Source organism: Pseudomonas fluorescens, assembly GCF_001902145.1.
GTDB lineage: Bacteria > Pseudomonadota > Gammaproteobacteria > Pseudomonadales > Pseudomonadaceae > Aquipseudomonas > Aquipseudomonas fluorescens_BV.
In genome coordinates this window covers 250,475-268,222 of the sequence record NZ_MRST01000019.1, presented here as the reverse complement: position 1 = coordinate 268,222, position 17,748 = coordinate 250,475, and the positions used below count along the sequence as shown (strand labels likewise).

The 17,748-nt window shown below is 60.8% G+C and carries 17 protein-coding genes; 9 read left to right on the top strand and 8 right to left on the bottom strand.

Features of this window, described 5'->3' with window-relative positions; translation table 11 throughout:
* The first annotated feature begins 270 nt into the window (after nucleotides 1-270).
* The 3 genes from BUE92_RS07315 to BUE92_RS07305 are packed head-to-tail and all read left to right on the top strand — an operon-like array spanning nucleotide 271 to nucleotide 1,969.
* Nucleotides 271-1,191 (top strand): arginase, encoded by a 921-nt coding sequence (locus tag BUE92_RS07315; RefSeq protein WP_073522824.1) that lies wholly within the window; start codon nucleotides 271-273, stop codon nucleotides 1,189-1,191.
* On the top strand, nucleotides 1,188-1,568 hold the full coding sequence (locus BUE92_RS07310; protein ID WP_073522820.1) for an EamA family transporter: 381 nt from the start codon (nucleotides 1,188-1,190) through the stop codon (nucleotides 1,566-1,568). Before BUE92_RS07315 ends, BUE92_RS07310 begins: the two co-directional genes overlap by 4 nt.
* A complete protein-coding gene (locus BUE92_RS07305; RefSeq protein WP_073522818.1) occupies nucleotides 1,565-1,969 on the top strand; it encodes an EamA family transporter in 405 nt (134 codons plus the stop codon). The genes BUE92_RS07310 and BUE92_RS07305 overlap by 4 nt, the downstream gene beginning before the upstream one ends.
* 133 nt (nucleotides 1,970-2,102) lie before the next feature.
* On the opposite strand, the gene BUE92_RS07300 is transcribed toward BUE92_RS07305, so the two are convergent.
* Nucleotides 2,103-2,873: a MipA/OmpV family protein gene (locus BUE92_RS07300; RefSeq protein WP_073522815.1), complete on the bottom strand. Its 771-nt coding sequence runs from the start codon at nucleotides 2,871-2,873 to the stop codon at nucleotides 2,103-2,105.
* 241 nt (nucleotides 2,874-3,114) lie between these two features.
* On the opposite strand from BUE92_RS07300, the gene BUE92_RS07295 reads away from it, so the two are divergent.
* The 6 genes from BUE92_RS07295 (at nucleotide 3,115) to BUE92_RS07270 (ending at nucleotide 10,477) form a co-directional block, all read left to right on the top strand.
* Nucleotides 3,115-3,819: an MtnX-like HAD-IB family phosphatase gene (locus tag BUE92_RS07295; protein ID WP_073522813.1), complete on the top strand. Its 705-nt coding sequence runs from the start codon at nucleotides 3,115-3,117 to the stop codon at nucleotides 3,817-3,819.
* Complete coding sequence (locus BUE92_RS07290; RefSeq protein ID WP_073522811.1) at nucleotides 3,812-5,206, top strand: aspartate aminotransferase family protein; 1,395 nt, start codon at nucleotides 3,812-3,814, stop codon at nucleotides 5,204-5,206. Before BUE92_RS07295 ends, BUE92_RS07290 begins: the two co-directional genes overlap by 8 nt.
* The gene (locus BUE92_RS07285; protein WP_073522809.1) at nucleotides 5,203-6,051 is read left to right on the top strand and encodes an alpha/beta hydrolase; all 849 of its coding nucleotides are present in this window, start codon (nucleotides 5,203-5,205) and stop codon (nucleotides 6,049-6,051) included. The genes BUE92_RS07290 and BUE92_RS07285 overlap by 4 nt, the downstream gene beginning before the upstream one ends.
* Before the next feature lie 136 nt (nucleotides 6,052-6,187).
* Entirely contained in the window at nucleotides 6,188-7,312 is a 1,125-nt protein-coding gene (locus BUE92_RS07280) for a GNAT family N-acetyltransferase (protein ID WP_073522807.1), read from the top strand.
* The gene (locus BUE92_RS07275) at nucleotides 7,312-9,090 is read left to right on the top strand and encodes a sensor histidine kinase (protein WP_073522805.1); all 1,779 of its coding nucleotides are present in this window, start codon (nucleotides 7,312-7,314) and stop codon (nucleotides 9,088-9,090) included. Before BUE92_RS07280 ends, BUE92_RS07275 begins: the two co-directional genes overlap by 1 nt.
* Complete coding sequence (locus BUE92_RS07270) at nucleotides 9,080-10,477, top strand: sigma-54-dependent transcriptional regulator (protein ID WP_073522803.1); 1,398 nt, start codon at nucleotides 9,080-9,082, stop codon at nucleotides 10,475-10,477. Before BUE92_RS07275 ends, BUE92_RS07270 begins: the two co-directional genes overlap by 11 nt.
* A gap of 152 nt (nucleotides 10,478-10,629) precedes the next feature.
* On the opposite strand, the gene BUE92_RS07265 is transcribed toward BUE92_RS07270, so the two are convergent.
* From BUE92_RS07265 to BUE92_RS07235, 7 genes are all read right to left on the bottom strand, one after another.
* A complete protein-coding gene (locus BUE92_RS07265) occupies nucleotides 10,630-10,968 on the bottom strand; it encodes a GlpM family protein (protein ID WP_073522801.1) in 339 nt (112 codons plus the stop codon).
* A complete protein-coding gene (locus BUE92_RS07260; protein WP_034126459.1) occupies nucleotides 10,968-12,305 on the bottom strand; it encodes a sigma-54-dependent transcriptional regulator in 1,338 nt (445 codons plus the stop codon). Before BUE92_RS07260 ends, BUE92_RS07265 begins: the two co-directional genes overlap by 1 nt.
* Nucleotides 12,302-14,203 carry a sensor histidine kinase gene (locus BUE92_RS07255; protein ID WP_073522800.1) on the bottom strand — a complete coding sequence of 634 codons (1,902 nt, stop codon included), beginning with the start codon at nucleotides 14,201-14,203 and terminating at the stop codon, nucleotides 12,302-12,304. Before BUE92_RS07255 ends, BUE92_RS07260 begins: the two co-directional genes overlap by 4 nt.
* A gap of 158 nt (nucleotides 14,204-14,361) precedes the next feature.
* Entirely contained in the window at nucleotides 14,362-15,096 is a 735-nt protein-coding gene (locus BUE92_RS07250; protein ID WP_003188952.1) for an amino acid ABC transporter ATP-binding protein, read from the bottom strand.
* Nucleotides 15,093-15,764, bottom strand: coding sequence for an amino acid ABC transporter permease (locus BUE92_RS07245; protein WP_073522799.1), 672 nt, complete (start codon nucleotides 15,762-15,764; stop codon nucleotides 15,093-15,095). Before BUE92_RS07245 ends, BUE92_RS07250 begins: the two co-directional genes overlap by 4 nt.
* A complete protein-coding gene (locus BUE92_RS07240) occupies nucleotides 15,764-16,510 on the bottom strand; it encodes an amino acid ABC transporter permease (RefSeq protein WP_073522798.1) in 747 nt (248 codons plus the stop codon). The genes BUE92_RS07245 and BUE92_RS07240 overlap by 1 nt, the downstream gene beginning before the upstream one ends.
* A 194-nt stretch (nucleotides 16,511-16,704) precedes the next feature.
* Nucleotides 16,705-17,631, bottom strand: a complete 927-nt coding sequence (locus tag BUE92_RS07235; RefSeq protein ID WP_073522797.1) for a glutamate/aspartate ABC transporter substrate-binding protein — start codon at nucleotides 17,629-17,631, stop codon at nucleotides 16,705-16,707.
* Nucleotides 17,632-17,748: the final 117 nt, after the last annotated feature.

Genomic DNA, 17,748 nt, shown 5'->3' with positions numbered 1-17,748 from the left:
GGCCGCCTTCGCGAGCAAGCCCGCTCCCACAGTTTGATCGTGGTGTGTCAGGTAGATAGGCGTCGGCTGTCTAATCGTCACGGGAGCAAGCTCCCTCGCCACAGATTTAGCGTCGTGCCGAAGTTGTATCGCAGGCAAGCCAGCTCCCACACTTGATACTCATTGTTTGCAAAAATGGCGCTCATCCAAGCGCTGGCCCATCCCTTGCATTACCCCCCTAAAGCCCAACCGGCCTGCGGTTGGGCGCTGCCATTAGGGGTGAAACTTACCTTGAACATTCTTGACCTTGACCACAGCCTCACCGGCCAGGCACCGATTGCCCGGCGGTTGGCCAGCGGTCTGGCCACGCGCCTGGACCTGCTGGACCTGGGCCCGAAATTGCGTTTGTGGTCCACCGAAAAAACCTGGAAGCGTTTCGTCGAGCGCCTGGCCCAACGGCCACGGCCCCGTGACGCGCGCCCGGAAATCCTGTTTGTCGGCTCCGGCGATTATCACCACCTTACGCCGGCGTTTTTGGCCGACCTCAAAGAGCCTGTCAGCCTGATCCACTTCGACAACCACCCCGACTGGGTGCGCTTTGCACCCAAGCGGCACTGCGGTTCGTGGGTCAACCGGGCATTGAAGATGCCGGCGATCCAACGCATCGTCACTCTTGGCCCGTGCAGCGATGACCTGCATAACCCGCAACTGCGCGGCGGCAACCTTGGCGCCCTCAAGCGCGGGCGTTTGCAGTTGTTTCCCTGGCAGCATCCGCCGTCCAAGGTCTGGGGCCGGGTGGGGGACGGCGCCGGCCACCAGCAACAGGAAAACCACCTGCATTGGCGCAACCTGGCGGACCTGGACTGGGGCGCCTTCCTCGACCAGATGATTGCCAGCCTGCCCACCGAGGCGATCTGGATCACCATCGACAAAGATGTGCTGGCCAGTGAAGACGCCGCCACCAACTGGGACCAGGGCGGCATGCGCCTGGCCCATTTGCTCCAGGCCCTGCGGGCGCTGGCGGCGCGTAAACGCATCATCGGCATCGACATTTGCGGGGAATTCGCTGCGCCGGCATTCAGCAACGCGTTCAAGCGCTGGGAAGCCAAGTCCGACCAGCCGCCACCGGAGCGCTGGAGCCCGCAAGACTTGCAGCGCAACGCCGCAACCAATGAAGCCTTGATCGACCTGTTTGAGGAGCTGTTCCCGTGACCCTGACCGTGGTGTTGTTACTGGCGTTTTCCATAGTCCTCGATGTGATTGGCCAGTTGTGTTTCAAGTTGGGCGTAGACCGTTTGCCACAGCTCGATGGCGGCTTTCGCCTGCGTGCCTTCTGGGGCCAGGTGTTCAATGCGCCGCTGTTGTGGGCCGGCGTCGGGGCCTATGTGATTGAGTTTTTCGTCTGGCTCGAGGCCTTGTCCCGTGCACCGTTGAGTCTGTTGTTTCCGCTGGCGGCATTGGCGTATTGCCTGGTGGTACTGGCGGGCAGGGTAGTGCTCAAGGAAACCGTCAGCCCCCGGCGTTGGGCGGGCACGCTGGTGATTACCTTGGGCGTAATGTTGGTGGCGATTGCGGGGAGCCAGGCATGACGACGCAGACAATCGATACAGGCTGGTTGCATGGGCGGCTTGGCACCCTGGTGCTATGGGCACTGCTGATCGCCACCGAAAGCGCCGGGCAGTTGTTCACCAAGGTGGCCGGCGATCAATTGGGGCCGATGGACTTCAGTTGGCAATGGCTGGCGGACGTGGCGCGCAACCCGGGAATTCTGGCGGCGATTGCCAGCTATCTGGGTGCGTTTTTTGTGTGGATGCTGATCCTGCGGCGTAGCAGTTTGTCCCTGGCGTTTCCGCTGAGTTCGCTGGTGTTTGTGGCGGTGCTGCTGGGCTCTTGGCTGGGGTTGGGGGAGCACATCAGCGTGTTGCATTGGGTGGGCGTGGTGGTGATTATCGGGGGTATCGCGCTGTTGGCTGAGGGCGAAGAACACTGAAGATAGTGCTATGAAACACAGGCTCAATGTGGGAGCGGGCTTGCTCGCGAATGCGGTGGATCAGTGAAGCATCGGGTGACTGACACACTGCTTTCGCGAGCAAGCCCGCTCCCACATTTTGCTCCCAGGTGATTCAGTCGAAGGTGTAGCTGATCGCCGTCTGCACCTGGCCCTGATTCACATGGCCTGCCTCCTTGACGATGCTGCTCTTGGCCGCCGACCCCGCCAGGCGTACCCAGCTGGCGCTGGTCAGCAGTGCCCAGTGGGACGCCAGGGGGAAGGCGAAGCTTTGGCTCAGCGTCACATTCTGCAAGCCGCCACTCGCGTTATAAGGCCGCAAGCCTGAAGCGACAGCTTCGTTGTCGTCCACACCGAAGAAGGTATTGGCCTGGCGTGCATCGGCAAAATGCGCAACCAGGCCATTGCTGCCGATAATCCCGCCACCCACGGGGTAACCCAGTTCGCCGCCGATTTTACCCAGGGCGCCGCTCTGGGAATGCCCGCCGCCCACGGCCTGGCCCAATTGCGCATAAACCCGCCAGAAATTGGCCGGGGCGTATTGGACGAAACCGCCCACTTCGGCCATGTCCGACACGTTGCGCAGGCCCTGCAACTCGCCGTTGGAGGTACGCCCCGGCAGGTAGTTGATATAGGGGCCAGCGGTAAGGCCGTGGGTATCCAGGGCGCTCCAGGTAAGGCCGTCATCGGTGCTCAGGCTGACGTCGCCCCAATCCAGGTCCAGGTACGGCACAGGCCGGGTTTCGTAGCGGCTGCCGCTGGGGTCGTGGGGCTGATAGCTGAGACCAGCGCCCACGTCGCCCGTGATGCCCTCTGCCCACGCGGCACTGCACAGGCCCCACCCTCCAAGTAAACCGGTGAATACAGCAGCAGCGAGCTTGGACATGGGGATATTTCCTGAAGGTGGGCAGGCGCGCATGAACGCGCAAACCGACGCGCCTGCGCAAGCACTCATGTTGTTTGTAGCAAGCTACAAAAATTGTAGCTCCTGCGACACCTATCGCTGCGCATTTCGCCTCAGCCCCCAGCCCTGCGGGGTTTTGGTCAGTTGGCACAGTCCCTGCTCTATCCCTTGGCAAGCGCATACAGCGCGCTCCTCCAAGGCCCTTTACCTAAAGGAAAGGCAGATGATCAACTGGCATATCGTGTGTGACTTCGACGGGACCATTACTCCCACCGATGTCATCGACAACGTCCTCCAACGCTTCGCCGGCCCCGAGTGGGAAACCATCGAACAGGAATGGCTGGATGGGCACATCGGTTCACGCGAATGCCTGAGCCGCCAACTGGCGCTGATCAAGGCGACCCCGGCTGAACTGCTGGCGTACTTCGACAGCGTCGAGATCGACCCGGACTTCCCGGATTTCGTCGATCACGTCATGGGCCTGGGTGCTTCCATCGAAGTGGTCAGCGACGGCATCGAGCAGGGCATTGCCCGCATCCTCTCGCGCAACTACGTGACCCTGTTGCCGATCCTCGCCAACCGCCTGCGCCAGGTCGACCAGGACAGCTGGCGCATCGACTTCCCGTATGCCAGCGATGCCTGCCGCGCCGCTGCCGGCAACTGCAAGTGCAAATCCACGCCGCGCAACAAGCGCGTGTTGGTGATTGGCGATGGCAAGTCCGACATGTGCGTGGCCTCCACCGCCGACTTCGTGTTCGCCAAGGGCAGCCTCGCCGACTACTGCGTCGCCCACCAGATTCCTCATGCGCGCTTCGACACCTTTGCGCAAGTGCCGGCGTTACTGGCCAAGCTGCCCCAAGGCATCGCCGCCAACGCCACCACCTTCAACACCTCTTCTGACAATCAGGAACTCTTCCATCATGTCTGATATCCGTATTGCTACCGCCGAAGACCAGGTTCTCCTGGATAAAGAAGCCAAGTACTGCTCCTACGGCGACACCGTTCACTACATCGAGCCGCCGCGTATTTTCAGCCGCTGCGAAGGCTCCTATGTGTGGGACACCGAAGACCAGGCCTACCTCGACCTGCAAATGTGGTACTCGGCCGTCAACTTCGGCTATGCCAACCCGCGCCTGAACAACGCGCTGAAAAAGCAGATCGACACCCTGCCGCAAATCGCCAGCCAGTACCTGCACAAAGGCAAGATCGAGCTGTCGGAAATGATCGCCGTCGATGCCAAGAACAAGTTCGGCCTCGACGGTCGTGTGCACTTCAACGTCGGCGGTTCGCAATCGATTGAAGACTCCCTGAAGGTGGTGCGTAACGCCAGCAACGGCAAGAGCCTGATGTTTGCCTTCGAAGGCGGCTACCACGGCCGCACGCTCGGCGCCTCGTCGATCACTTCCAGCTTCCGCTATCGTCGTCGCTATGGCCACTTCGGCGAGCGCGCCAACTTCATTCCATTCCCGTACCACTTCCGTGGCCCGAAGGGCATGACCAAGGAAGAATATGGCAGCCACTGCGTGCAGCAGTTCGCCCGCTTGTTCGAGACCGAGTACAACGGTGTCTGGGACCCGAAAACCAATCAGTGCGAATACGCGGCCTTCTACGTCGAGCCGATTCAGGGCACCGGCGGCTACGTGATCCCGCCAATGAACTTCTATCGCGAACTCAAGCACGTACTGGACCAGCACGGCATCCTGATGGTGTCCGATGAAATCCAGATGGGCTTCTACCGCACCGGTAAGCTCTGGTCGATCGAGCACTTCGACGTACAACCGGACGTGATCGTGTTCGGCAAGGCATTGACCAATGGCCTCAACCCACTGGGCGGCATCTGGGCCCGTGAAGAGTTGATCAACCCGACGGTGTTCCCGCCAGGTTCGACCCACTCCACCTTCGCTTCCAACCCGCTGGGCACGGCGGTGGGCCTGGAAATGTTCAAGATGACCAGCGAAGTCGACTACGGCGCCATGGTCATGGCCAAGGGCAAATACTTCCTGGAAGGCCTGCAAGACTTGCAGAAACGCTTCCCGATCATCGGCGACGTCGATGGCCTGGGCCTGGCGCTGCGCTGCGAAATCTGTGGGCCGGATGGCTTCACCCCGGACAAGGCGACCCTGGACTACATGGTCGAAGAAGGCATGAAAGGCGACATGGTGGTAGACGGCCAGAAGCTCGGGCTGATCCTCGACGTAGGCGGTTACTACAAGAACGTGATCACCCTGGCCCCGTCCCTGGAAATCAGCTACCCGGAAATCGACCTGGGCCTGAAGTTGCTGGAGCAACTGCTGGTGCGAGCGACCACGCGGTGAATGCTCAAGGGATCGACCTCGGTGAAGGCACTGCCGGTTTCGTTCTCGGTGATGGTCCGGTCGGGATCCTGTTGATCCACGGCCTGACCGGCACCCCGACGGAATTGCGCCAGGTTGCCAAGGGCCTGGCCAAGGCGGGTAACTGCACGGTGTATGTGCCGACGTTGGCCGGGCACTGCGGCGACAACAGCGACCTGCAAGCCACCGGTTGGCTGGACTGGTACGAAGGCGTGCGCAAGACCTTCGTACAGGTCAGGCAACGCCACGAGCAGGTGTTCGTCGGTGGCTTATCCATGGGGGCGGTGATGTCGATGTATGTCGCATCTGAACACCCAGGGCAAGTCGCCGGGCTGCTGATGTATTCCACCACCTTGAAGTACGACGGCTGGAGCATTAACAAGCTGGCGTTCCTCACGCCCTTGCTGATGAGGATCCCATTCGGCGTGCACATTTGCAGCTTCGAAGAGAAGCCGCCCTACGGCATCAAGAACGAGCGCCTGCGGGCCATCGTCGAGCGGCAGATGAAGGAAGGCGAGAGCAGCGAGGCGGGTTTGCTGACCATGGAAGGCATCACCGTGCGCGAGCTGCATCGCATGAACGCCGTGGTCAAGAGACGCATGCCCCAGATCAACGTGCCGGCGCTGGTGCTGCACTCCATCGAGGACGACATCACCAGCCGCTGGAACGCCGATTACGTGGAGCGCCACCTCGGTGGGCCGGTGACCAAGATCCTGTTGGACAACTGCTACCACATGATCACGGTCGATTTGCAGTACCGGCGGGTGATCGAGTTGAGTGCCGGGTTTGTCGAGCAGCACGCAGTGCAACTCAATCGCGTGGCGTGATTAGTTACTTGTAGGAGCGAGCTTGCTCGCGAAGGTCGTTAACGATAACGCGTACTGCCAGTTTGAACGCGGTGTCTGTTCGGTTTTCGCGAGCAAGCTCGCTCCTACAGTAGAGCGGTGTTGATAAGGAAAAACTGTGATAACCACCCAAGCCTACCCGACCATCCGGGCTATCCAGCGCGATGCCTGGAACGACTGTTTTCCCGGTGCCCTGGAGGATTGGGACTATTACCTGGCCGTGGAAAACGCCGCGATCGATGACTTTCAGTGGCGTTACCTCGCGGTCTTCGAGGATGACACGCTGGTGGCCGTGGCTGCCGCGTTCATCACCCATTATCGCCTCGACACCACGGTGTCGGGGGGCGGCAAACGCTTGACCGAGCGCCTGGAGCGGCTGTGGCCTGGCGTTTTGCAACTGGCGTTGTACGCCATCGGTTCGCCGGTGGCTGAACGCTGTGATGCCGGTGTCGCCAGCCATGTGCCCGAATCCCGGCGCCCGTTGCTGTTGCAGCAGTTACTGGCGGCTGCGCGCAGCGATGCCGACGCGCTCGGTATCGGCTTGCTGGCGGTCAAGGATGCGCCCACCAACGACCCGCATTGGGCCCAGAGCTGCCTTACCGCAGGCTTTCAAAGCATGCCCAGCTTGCCCACAGGGGTGTTGCCGCTGCCTTATGGCTCGGTGGATGCCTACCTGGGTTCGCTGGGCAAATCGACGCGCAAGGACCTGCGCCGCAAACTGCGCGCACCAGGGCCGCGGGTCGAGTGGCGGCGCAATATCGATGACGTGCTGCCCGAGGTCATGCGCCTGTATGAAGCCACGCTCACACGTGCAGACTTGCAGTTCGAACGCCTGCCCGCCGGTTACTTCACGGGTGTGCTCGAACACCTGCACGAGCGGGCGGTCTGTGTTCTGTACTGGGTGGACGAGCGCCTGGTGGCGTTCAACCTTATCTTGCTGGATGAGCATCGGCTGGTGGACAAGTTCTTTGGCCATGACCTGGAGTTCAGCCGCGAGTACAACCTGTACTTCCGCAGTTGGTTGACCAATGTCGACTACTGTATTGAACACCATATTCCGCTGTACGAGTGCGGCCAGGCCGGGTATGCCAGTAAACTGCGCCTGGGGTGCGAGTTCGAGGGCAACAGCCTGTTCTTCCGCCACCGCAATCGGCTGGTCAACGGCCTGCTCACGCTTGTAAAACTGTTTATTCGACCGGATCGTTCCGACCCTGCCATGGCTGCTGCGATAAGCGAAACCTGATGATTACCAAGACCCGCCAGAAAGCCCGCCCCTTTGCCATCTCGCGTTGGAGCGTCCAGCGCAAGCTGGTGCTGGCGTTCTGGCTGGTCAGCGTGATTCCCACCATGATCGCGGCTGAGCTGGCCGCCACCACGCTGTCGCAGATTTTCGACAGCAACGTGCGTATCTGGCTGCAAGAGTCGACCAAGATCGTCAAGGACGAAATCGGCGACATCCTTCACGACAACGCGCGCATGGCCAAGCTGTTCCTGCGCTACACCAGCCCGCCGTCGTCCAAAAATGCCGAGCGGCATGACCGGCTCACCGCTGACATTGCCGATGCCACCGATATCGACGTGGTCGCGCTGATTCGCACCAGCGACCGTAAAGTGATGTTCAGCACGGCCGCCGATGACATCGTCAGGCAGATCAACCTCACCAGCAACGCGGTGCTGCAAACCGTGCAAGTCGCCGGCGTGAGCACGGGCCTGGTGGTGTCCACCTTCGAAACCAGCCGTGACGGCGTTGATTACCTGTTGCTGGTCGCCACTTACCTGGACAGCAGTTTCCTCACCAGCGTGGCCGATGTGCATTCCCTCGACCTGCGTTTGTACCTGGCCAACCCTGCAGGTTTTTCCGAGATATTTTCCACCCAGCGCTTCGCCAATCACCCCTCGCGCATCCCCAAGAATGTCGAGGCCTACCTGCGCAGCACCAAGCAGCCCAGCGAGCAGTTCACTAACCAGTACAGCGGTCTGTATTGGCCGATTTTCAATGATGCCGGCGAGTTGCAAGGCGTGATCTTCAGCGGCCTGCTACGCCATACCAGCCTGGTGGGGTTGGTGAACCAGAGCAATCTGTTCGTGCTGATCTTCCTGGTCAGCTCGGCGCTGTCACTGGCGGCCGGCTTGCTGGTGTCGCGGCGCCTGACCAAGCCCCTGCGCGATTTGTCCCAGGGCGTGGATGCAGTGATCTCGGGCAGTTATGCGCACCGTGTGGTGGTCAGTGGCGGTGACGAACTGGCGCAATTGAGCAGCACCTTCAACCACATGACCGAACGCCTGGGCGAGTTGCATCATCTGGAAGCCCAACTGCGTCGGCGTGACCGCTTGCATGCCCTGGGTGAAGTCGCCATGGGGCTGGCCCACGAAATTCGCAACCCATTGGGCATCATCAAGACCGCCACCCAACTGTTGCATCGGCGCGCCGACCTGGCGGAAACCGACAAGCGTCACCTGGAATACGTCATCAGCGAGGTCAGCCGCATCAACGACCTGATTACCGAGTTCCTCGATTTCGCCAAGCCCAACCCGCCGATACGCGTGCAGCAACCGGCACGCGCCCTGGTGGACGAAATCCTCGGTTTTTGCGGCCCGGAGCTGAGTAGCCATCGCATTGACGCGCAGATCGACGACCAGGCGCCTGGCGCGACGATCTACGCCGATGCCAAGCAGCTCAAACAGGCCTGTCTCAACCTGATTCTCAACGCCATCGATGCGATGCCCGACGGCGGGCGCCTGACCCTGGGCATTCGCAGCGTGGGTGACAACACCCTGATCAGCATTGCTGATACCGGCGAAGGCATCCCGGCGGACATGGTGGAACGCATCTTCACGCCATTCGTCACCACCAAGGCCTCGGGCACAGGTTTAGGCCTGGCCAAAGTCTATTCGATCATGGAAAGTCACGACGGCAGCATCGAATGCGCCAGTGAGAAAGATGCCGGCGCGACCTTCAGCCTGTACATTCCGGCTGACGGTGAAGACGACGGTGAAGATGAGGACGGGCATGACGCATAACGTATTGGTGGTCGACGACGAGCCCAAGCTCTGTGATCTGCTGACCCAGGCCTTGAGCCAGAACGGCATCCAGGTGTTCAGCGCGGGCAATGGCCTGCATGCGCTCAAGGTGCTGGGCGAGGAGGACATCGACCTGGTCATCAGCGACTGGCGCATGCCGGGCATGGACGGGCCGGCTCTTTTGGCCGAGATCAAGGTGCGCTATCCCCATGTGCCGGTGATCGTGATGACGGCCTACAGCACGGTAAAAAACGCCGTGCAGTCGATGCGTAACGGTGCCTATGACTACATTGCCAAGCCGTTCGACATCGACGAGTTGGACATCACCGTGACCAAGGCCCTGCAATTTCGCGACATCATGCGCGACAACGCGCGCATGCGCGCCGAGCTGGACGAACATGCGCAGTTCGACAGCCTGGTGGGCGACAGCCCGGCGTTTCGGCAGGTGCTTCAGGCGGTGGATTCGGTGCGCGACAGCAACGCCACCATCCTGCTGACCGGCGAAAGCGGCACCGGCAAGGAAATGGTCGCCCGCGCCATCCACAAGCATGGCAGCCGTGCCGACCAACCTTTCGTGGCGGTCAATTGCGCGGCCATTCCTGAAGGCCTGCTGGAAAGCGAGATGTTTGGCCATCGCAAAGGCGCGTTCACCGGCGCCGTGGCTGACCGGGTAGGGCGCTTCATGCAGGCCGACAAGGGCACGCTGTTTCTGGATGAGGTGGGGGATATGCCCTTGGCTTTGCAGGCCAAGATTCTGCGCGCCTTGCAGGAGAGGGTTATCGAGCCGGTAGGCGACCCCCGAGAGCGCAAGGTGGATGTACGGGTAATTGCCGCCACCAACAAGAACCTGCTGGATGCGGTGGCGGCCAAGGAGTTTCGCGAAGACCTGTATTACCGCCTCAATGTCTTCCCGATTCCGTTGCCGTCCTTGCGCGAACGCGTGGAAGACATCGCGCCCCTGGCGCGCCACTTCGCCCACACCCTGAGCGCGACCACCGGCAAACGCATCACCGGTTTCAGTCCGGAGGCGTTGCAGGCCATGGCTGCGTATCACTGGCCGGGCAATATCCGCGAGCTGCAAAACTGTGTGGAGCGCGCAACCATCGTGGCGGCTTCATCGGTGATCGAGGATATTGATTTGCCGGGGTATCTGTTTGCTTCCAAACCGAGCGAGGGCGATGTGACCGCGATCCTCAGCGAAGGGCCGGGCGTACCTCAGGATCTGGATGCAGCGCTGGCCGAGGTGGAGAAAGCCTACATTCTGGCAGCGTTGCAGGAGAGCAATGGGGTGCAGGCCGCGGCGGCGCAGCGGATCGGGATTTCCGAGCGCAGCTTCTGGTACCGCTTGAAGAAGCTCGGGATTCAGGTCGATAAAATAGTCCGCTGACACACTGTGATTAAACATGTTGTAGGAGCGAGCTTGCTCGCGAAAAACGTCAACGATAACGCGTGCTTCCTGAATAAACGCGGCGCCTGTGAGTTTCTCGCGAGCAAGCTCGCTCCTACAAAGGGCGATCCCACCTGTTTAACCGCGTTGTGTCAGGTGTGGAGGCGTACCCAGACGCTGACCAGCACGGTCGCGGCCATCAACCAGGCCACGGCAGCGACTGCCAGCGATGCCTCAAGCCGCATCCGGTCCACCATCACATACAGCGTCGCCAAATACACAAAGTACGGAATGATCGACCACATCCCGAACAGGATCGTGGTCTTCAATTCCGCAACCGTTCGGCCTTTACCGACGATGTAATGGGCGATCAGCGCAAAAGTGGGAAACAGCGGCACCAAGCCTGCGATGTAATAGTTTCTGGTCTTGGCCAGCGCCGCCAGGATCAGCACCACTGCGGCGCCAAGCGCAGCCTTCAAGAACAGATCCATCAGTGACTCAACCCGTATTTCTTGACCTTGTCGAACAGGGTGGTCTTGGCCATCCCCAGTTCCTGGCTGGCTTGGGTCAGGTTGCCGCCGCTGCGTTGCAGTGCGTCGTTGAGCAGGTTGCGCTCAAAGGCTTCCACCGCCTCGGTAAAGGCAACCCCTTGGTTGCCGCTGCCGGCGCCGCTTTTCTTGAAGGCGGGCAGGCCCAGGGCGAAACGTTCGGCGACGTTGCGTAGCTCACGCACGTTGCCCGGCCAGTCGTGGCTCATCAGGCTGGACAGGGTCTGGTTGTCCAGCTCCGGCACCGCCCGGTCGAAGCGTAGTGACGATTGCTGCAGGAAGTGTTCGAACAGTTGCAGGATGTCTTCACGGCGCTCGCGCAAAGGTGGCAGTTCCAGGGTGACCACGTTGAGGCGGTAGTACAGGTCGCTGCGGAACTGGCTGGCGCGGCTCAGTTCGTCGAGGTCGGATTTGGTGGCAGCGATTACCCGGCAATCCACCGCCACGCTCTGGTTCGAACCCAGGCGTTCCAACGTGCGTTCTTGCAGCACCCGCAGCAATTTGATCTGCAGGTTGATCGGCATGCTCTCTACTTCATCGAGGAACAGCGTGCCTTGATGGGCATGCTCGATCTTGCCGATGCGACGTTTGCCGGCACCGGTGAAGGCGTTGGCCTCGTGGCCAAAAATCTCGCTTTCAAACAGGTTTTCCGGCAGGCCACCGCAGTTGAGCGCGACGAACTGGTGGGTATGGCGCCGGCTGAAATCATGCAGGCAGCGCGCGACCAGTTCCTTGCCGGTGCCGGTCTCGCCCTCGATCAGCACGTTGGCCGAGGTGTCGGCGACATTGGCAATCAGTTCGCGCAGGTTCTGCATGGCCGGCGAGCGGCCGATGATGCGGCCTTCCAGCGAGTCGCGTTCGGCCAGTTGTCGGCGTAGCGACCAGACTTCCCGCGCCAGCCCGCGTTGTTCCAGGGCGCGGCGTGCCACGTCCACCAGGCGTTCGGGCGAGAAGGGTTTCTCCATGAAGTCGTAGGCGCCGTTACGCATGGCGCCAACCGCCATGGAGATATCGCCATGCCCGGTGATCAACACCACCGGCAGGCTTTTATCCAGCGCCTTGAGGCGGGTCAGCAGTTCCAGGCCATCGATGCCCGGCAGGCGAATATCACTGATGACAATGCCAGCAAAGTTCTCGCCGATACGCTTGAGCGCTTCTTCGGCGCTGCCCACGCCGACGCTGGTAATGTCTTCGAGCGCCAGTGCTTGCTGGCAACCGAGCAGTACATGGGGGTCGTCTTCGACGATCAGGACAGTAAGGTCTTGGGCTTGTGTATTCATGTCGACTCAGCTCGTTGAGCGCCCACCAATGGCAGGTTCAGGACAAAGGCGGTACCACCATCGGCCGGATGTTCCACGGCAAGGCTGCCGCCGGTTGCGGCCGCGAGGCTTGCGGACAGGGTCAGGCCCAGGCCCAGGCCTTGTTCGCCGGGCTTGGTGGTGAAGAAGGGTTCGAACAAATGCTTGCGCGTCTCTGGGTCGATGCCGTGGCCGTTATCACGCACTCGCAGGCGGTATTTACCGTCGCCGCTTTGGCCCTCCAGCCACAACTGCGGCGCCGGTTGCGCCTGCATCGCGTCCAGAGCATTACCGATCAGGTTGACCAGGATTTGTTCCAGGCGGGTTTGGTCGATCTGCAATTGAGCCGGCGCGAAGTCGCGGTGCAAGGTCAACGGCAGGCCGTCCACGCGTGCACCGAGCACCTGGAACGCGGCGTCCACGGCCTTGCCGAGGCTGGCTTCGCCCTGGTCGTCACCGCGTCGGGCAAACGAGCGCAGGCTGGCGGTGATGCGGCCCATGCGGTCGATCAGTTCGTTGATGGTCTTGAGGTTGGTGCTGGCGGTGTCCAGGGCGCCGCGCTCAAGGAAGCGCACGGTGTTGCCCGACAACGTGCGCAAGGCCGCCAGCGGCTGGTTCAGCTCGTGGGCGATGCTGGTGGACATCTGGCCAATGGCGGCGAGTTTGCCGGCCTGCACCAGTTCGTCCTGGGCGCGGCGCAGGGTTTCTTCGGCCTGGCGTCGTTCGCGGATCTGGCCCTTGAGCCGTTCGTTGCTGGCACGCAGGTCGGCGGTGCGTTCGGCAATCCGCCGCTCCAGCTGGCTGTTGGCTTCCTGCAAGGCTTCCCGTGCGGCGAGGCGAGTGGCGATGACCTTGCGCCGCTCGTTCCAGGCAATCAGCAGGAAGGCGACCAGGCCAAAGGCGACGGCCACCAGGATGCCCTGGTTGATCGCGGCCCGGCGCAGGTCATTGAGCGGGGTGAGCAGGGTGAAGTTCCACGGCGTGTCGTTGAGCGGGCGGGTCTGCGCCAGGTAGCTGACGGCGTGCTGGTCGTTGACCACTTCGGTGTTGGCTGGGAAGGTCAGTTTCTCGGTGCCTTCGTTCAGGCGCTCGCGGGCCAGAGGTTGCAGTTCATTAAGCGTTGCCCAGTAATATTGCAGGCTGTGGGCCAGGCGATCCTTGGTGTCATCGCTCAGTGGGCGTACGGCCTTGAGGCGGCGCGCGGGGTCACTGGACAAAATGATGATGCCGTTCTCGTCGCTCACAAACGCCTCGAGACGGGCGCGCTGCCAGCGCTCTTCGAGGGCTTCGAGGCGCACCTTGACCACGGCGACACCGATGATCTTGCCGTGCTCTTCCAGGCCATGGGCCAGGTAATAGCCGGGCTCGCCGTTGGTGCTGCCAATGCCGTAGAAACGACCGGGCTGGCCGCGTACGGCGTTCTGGAAATAGGCGCGAAAGGACAGGTCCTCACCTTGGTAACTGTCGGCATCGCGCCAGTTACTGGTGGCCAGCACGCGGCCGGTGGTGTCCATCACGTAGATGGCGCGGCTGCGACTGCGGCGGTTCAGGCCTTCGAGGTAGTCGTTGACCGTCTTGCGGGTTTCCTGGTTCGGGTCGGCGAGCAGTTGGGAAACACTGGACTCCAGTTCCAGCAGGCTGGGCAGGTAGGTGTACTTGCTCAGTTCGCTTTCGACGGTGCGGGCGTGCAGCTCCAACTGGCGTTCGCCATTGTCGCTGAGGGTGCGGATGCCGTAGTAGTCACTGACCCAGAAGCCGATATAACCCAGGCCGACCATCAGGGCGATGATCAACGGCGGCAGGAACAGTTGGCGTATCAGACGAGGCTTCACGGCAAGTGATGGCGGCGCGGCGCGATATTGATTGGGGTCGCATTTCATCACAGATGCCTTGGGTCAGCTACTTCTCGCCTGCCAGCTGTAGGAGCGAGCTTGCTCGCGAAAAACTCAAGGGCAGCGCGTTAGTCCTGGATACACGCGTTATCGTTGTCGTCTTTCGCGAGCAAGCTCGCTCCTACAGGGGCAGGAGCGAGTTGCTTTTAGTGCTGCAGGATTTTCTCGAGAAAATGCTGCGCACGCTCGGAGCGGGCGCTGATGTCGCCGAAGAACTCTTCTTTCGGGCAGTCTTCGATGATCTTGCCGGCGTCCATGAAGATCACGCGGTCGGCCACTTTGCGCGCAAAGCCCATTTCGTGGGTCACGCACATCATGGTCATGCCTTCGTGGGCCAGTTGCACCATCACGTCGAGCACTTCGTTGACCATTTCCGGGTCCAGCGCCGAGGTCGGTTCGTCGAACAGCATGACGATCGGGTCCATGGCCAGGGCGCGGGCAATCGCCACACGTTGTTGCTGGCCGCCGGAGAGCTGGCCAGGGTGCTTGTGGGCGTGTGCCGACAAGCCCACGCGGTCGAGCAGTTGCAGGCCCTTCTTGGTGGCTTCTTCCTTGCTGCGGCCCAGCACCTTGATCTGCGCGATGGTCAGGTTTTCGGTGATGGTCAGATGCGGGAACAGCTCGAAGTGCTGGAACACCATGCCTACGCGCGAACGCAGTTTTGGCAGGTTGGTCTTCGGGTCGGCGATGGAGGTGCCGTCGACCACGATGTCGCCCTTCTGGAACGGTTCCAGCGCGTTGACGCACTTGATCAGGGTGGATTTGCCCGAGCCGGACGGCCCGCACACCACGATCACTTCGCCTTTTTTAACCTCGGTGCTGCAATCGGTCAGCACCTGGAAGTCGCCATACCACTTGTTGATGTTCTTGATAGAGATCATACGGCAAACCTTTTTTGCAGACGCTTGACCAGCAGCGAGGCGGAAAAGCTGATGATGAAGTAGACGACACCGGCAAAGATCAGGAACTCATTGGAGCGGCCGATGATGTCGCCGTTGGAGCGGGCGGAGTTGAGGAAGTCCACCAGGCCCACGGTGTAGACCAGGGAGGTGTCCTGGAACAGGATGATCGACTGTTGCAGCAGCAACGGCGTCATCTTGCGGAACGCCTGGGGCAGGATGATCAGGCGCATGGTCTGGCCGTAGGTCATGCCCATGGCTTGTGCCGCCGCCATTTGGCCCTTGGGAATCGACTGCACGCCGGCTCGTACGATTTCGCAGAAGTACGCGGCTTCGAACATCATGAACGCCACGACGCAGGAGGTGAACGCGCCGATCGGCGTGTCAACGCCTGTGATCCAGCGCAGCACGAACGGCACCGCCAGGTAGAACCAGGTGATCACCAGCAGCAAGGGGATCGAGCGGAAGTAGTTCACATAGGCGCCGGCCACGCGCGACAGCAGTTTGCTCGACGACAGGCGCATCAGCGCCAGGATCGTACCCAGGATGATGCCGCCGACCACGCCCATGACCATCAACTGCAAGGTCATGACCATGCCGTTCCACAGGCCTGGAATGGCAGGGATGATACCGCTGAAATCGAAGTCCATTATTTGCCCCCCACGGAGATCAGGCCGGGCACTGCGACTTTCTTCTCGACCACGCGCATCAGCAGCATCAGGCTCATGTTCAGGGTGAAGTAGATCAGCGTGGCCAGGGTGAAGGCTTCAAACAGGTTGGCCGAGAACTCGGCGGTCTGTTTGGTTTGCGCCAGCAGTTCCATCAAGCCGATCAAGGACGCCACGGAGGAGTTCTTGAACACGTTGAGGAATTCCGAGGTAAGCGGCGGAATGATGATGCGGTAAGCCTGGGGCAGCAGCACGTTCCAGTAGATCTGCGGCAGCTTGAAGCCCATGGCGCGCGCAGCGGATTCCTGGCCGCGTGGCAGCGCCTGGATACCGGTACGCACTTGCTCACACACACGGGCGGCGGTGAACAGGCCCAGGCACACCACGACGCTCAGGTAGGCCGAGGTGGTCGGGTTCAGGTCTTGTTTGTACCAGTCCTGCAGGTTTTGCGGCAGCATATCCGGTACCAGGAAGTACCAGATGAACAGCTGTACCAGCAGCGGCACGTTACGAAACAGTTCCACGTAGCAGGTCGCGATGCCCGATACGATGCGGTTTGGCACAGTGCGCATGACCCCCAGAATGGAGCCCAGCAGCAAGGCGATAATCCATGCCACGATAGCGATGGCGATGGTCCAGCCCAGCCCGGAGAGGTACCAGTCGAGATAAGTCTCGCTGCCCACGCCGGTGGACTTGAAGAACACGCCCCAGTCCCAGTTGTAATTCATTAGGGTCTCCCCTCGAGATCGATCGATGTACAAGCACCCGCTTGGGGAAGATCCGTTCCCGCCTGACGTTGAACGCCAGGCACACACGATCGGCTCGAAAACCGCCAGGTCGAGTGTTCCAAGTTGAAACCAGCAGGTAATTACAGACGCCTGAGGGAGGGTTGGCTCCCTCAGGACATAAGCTTAGTCAGGTATCAGATTTTTACTTCTGGCGCTGGTTTGTCGCTAGGGTTAGCGATCAGCTCCTTGACCTTGTCGCTCATCGGGAAGTTCAGGTTCAGGCCTTTCGGTGGGATCGGGCTTTCGAACCATTTGGCGTAGATCTTGTTGATCTCGCCGGACTTGTACAGGGCGACAATGGCGTCATCCACGGCTTTCTTGAAGGCCGGGTCGCCTTTGCGAACCATGCATGCATAGGCTTCGAAGGACTGCGGAGTGCCGGTAATGACCCAGTCATCGGGCTTCTTGGCCTTGGCTTCTTCACCGGCCAGCAGGGCGTCGTCCATCATGAATGCAACGGCGCGGCCGCTTTCGAGCATCTGGAAGGATTCGCCGTGGTCTTTGGCGGAGATAACGTTCATGCCCATCTGCTTGTCGGCGTTCATCGCCTTGATGATGCGCTCGGACGTGGTGCCGGCGGTGGTCACGACGTTTTTGCCTTTCAGGTCGGCAAAGTCAGCGTAGGACGGCTTGCCTTCCTTGTCTTTCTTGACCAGCAGGCGGGTGCCGATTTCGAAGATGTTGACGGTGAAATCAACTTGCTGGGCGCGTTCGGTGTTGTTGGTGGTGGAGCCGCACTCCAGATCCGCGGTGCCGTTCTGGATCAACGGGATACGGGTTTGCGAGGTCACCAGGTTGTACTTGGCTTTGAGGTCGGGTTTGTTCAGGTCTTTTTTCAGTTGCTCGACAACGGCCAACTGGATGTCGTGGGAGTAGCCCACGGGTTTGCCCGAGCCATCCGCGATGTAGGAAAACGGAATGGAGCTGTCGCGGTGAGCGAGAGTGATGGTGCCGGAGTCGTTGATTTTCTTCAGTGTGCCGGTGAGTTCGGCGGCAAAAACTGGAGTGCTGATCAGAGCAGCAGCGATAGCTGCGCCCAGGATATGGGGAACGATGCGCATCAATACTTCCTCGACATTTGTTTTTTTTATGAAGCCAGCTGAACGGCTCTCTTGTACAGCGATTGCCCGTGACGGCTCCTATGGCGCCTCAGGCAATCGTTGAAGAGTGTAGAGCAT